This is a genomic window from Grimontia marina, from assembly GCF_900060185.1.
Lineage (GTDB): Bacteria > Pseudomonadota > Gammaproteobacteria > Enterobacterales > Vibrionaceae > Enterovibrio > Enterovibrio marinus.
The window spans coordinates 1-2,091 of record NZ_FIZY01000139.1; the positions used below are offsets into that span (position 1 = coordinate 1).

A 2,091-nucleotide genomic window follows, 5' to 3' on the forward strand; every position below is an offset into this window, starting at 1 on the left:
GTACCAGAGGCTGGTGTGTACCGACAGGGACATAGCACCCGCCAGCGGCCAGAATACCAAGGACAGCGATGACCTGATTGTGTCCCCTAGGAAGGGTGACGGCAACAGGTTCACCGGGTTGAACCCCGTGCTCGGTGAGTAAAGCAGCCAGTTGCAGGGCAGCTTGAGCGAGCTCGCCATAGGAGAGGGAATGTTGTTCAGAAATAATGGCAGTGCGTTCGGGGGTTTCCGCTGCCATTTCAAAGAACGGTTGGTGAAGAGTTCGCTCCTTATAAGGGTACTCTGTCGTGTTGGTCACACGGCGGGTCTGAGTCTGTTGTAATGGTAAAAGCGTATCCAGTGGTGAGTTCCACGAGACATTCAGGGTATTCAACATTGTGCCGAGGGCGTCAAACATGTCGTCGAGCATGCCTTCAGGGAAAAGTGAATCCACGGTATCCCATGAAATATGAAGCTCATCACCATATTCATACATTTGATGATCCAGCCATACCTGAGGTGTTTCCGATAAGCCTCCACCGGATATTTGCGGGAACTCGCTGATAGTCTCTTCTCTTAACAGATCATCAGACATTCCGAGTGTGCTGGTGAATACAATAGGCAAGGCAGCCGCTGTCATATCCATATGCTTTGCGCGCTCGCGTTGCACATAAATTGAAGAAACCTGTCGATGCTCTAAGGCATCAAAGGTTTCTTCCTGTAACTGCAAAGCACTTTCGATTAAGTTTGCGCTCCTGTCAGGCTGATAACCCACTGGTACCAATGATGTAAAGTCACCGGCAACATGATTGATATCCGGGTGAATTGGCTGCCGATCGAACAGTGTCATATTTACGGTATGGGAGTGGCCGCCACTCCAACGGCTTAAAACCTCACAAAATGCACTCAGCACTGCAACAGAAGGTGTGATCCCATTGGCTCTTGTTGACTTCTTTAGACTTTGCCAAGTTTCGCGGTTTAAGATCATTGACCGTCTGCGGAAGTGAGAATGATTGACTGTTCTTGGATCAACCTTCAGTGGTAAAGCTGCAGATAGCGGGAGTGTTTCAAGTTTTTGCTCCCAGTATTTGATAGCTGTTTCACGTTGTTTTGCCGAGGGTGCGAATTGTTGAACATAATCGCGGAATGAGACCGCAGGCGCAGGCAAAGGCGCTTCAAGATCCCTGTATCTGAGTGCTAGCTGGCGAAGCAGCATTTTAATGCTGAAGCCATCCAAAGTGAGGTAGTTGAAGATCAAGCCAACCCTGCTGCGGTGATGACCCATTGAAAATACGCGCGCTGCAAACAATGTGGCTTCTTTCGAGGACGAGAGAGCTTTCCACCAAAGTGAGAGCTGCGTGCTGGCATGTTCAAGATCATCACACTCTACCTGTTCAATAGAGGTAAAGAATCTGGACGGATCTTCGGCTACACATTGTGTTTCCATATCATTAATATCAACCCTGAGCATGTCATGATGCTGAACCAAGCTGTTCCAAGCCTGTTCAAGCCGCCCAATATTGACGTTCTCACCATCCAGCTCGACCAGATAATGGGTACCACAGTTGAGTGGCAGTCCAGGTGACTGGCCCATCCAATAGGCACGCTGAACCTCTGTCAGTGGGAAAGGTTCAAAGCGAGCGTCCGGGTCAGGAACCAGGGTGGAAAGCGGCTCGGCGTTCTCGAATGAGAGTCCGGCAGCAAATTCGGCCAACACAGGTTGTGCAAACAACAGACGGAGAGGCTGTTCAGCGGTCAGCCCATTTTCACGTAGCGTTGAAATGACCTGGGTGGCTAACAAGCTATCACCGCCGAGAGAGAAAAAGTGGCTTTCCCTTCCGATGCTTCTGTCCGGTAACAGTGCTTGCCATACGCTGGCTACCTGACACTCCTTATCGCCTTCTGGAGGTGTCAGGATAGTTTGCTGTGCGTCAGCATGCTCAGCCAGAAGTATCTGAGCTTGCTTGCGGTCAACTTTACCGTTCGCACTGAGTGGAATTTCATCAACCAGCGCGAGGGTAGAAGGAACCATATAGTCGGGCAGCAGGGCACGGAGTTGGTCAGTGACATCCGCCTTGAACTGCTCGGTGTCAGTATCATCTGTATGGTCAA

Annotated in this window: 1 protein-coding gene; it reads right to left on the reverse strand. The window is 50.4% G+C overall.

From position 1 onward, the window contains the following. Positions 1 to 2,091 (reverse strand): condensation domain-containing protein (locus tag GMA8713_RS25480; protein WP_157515788.1); only part of this gene is annotated, 2,091 nt, incomplete at both ends.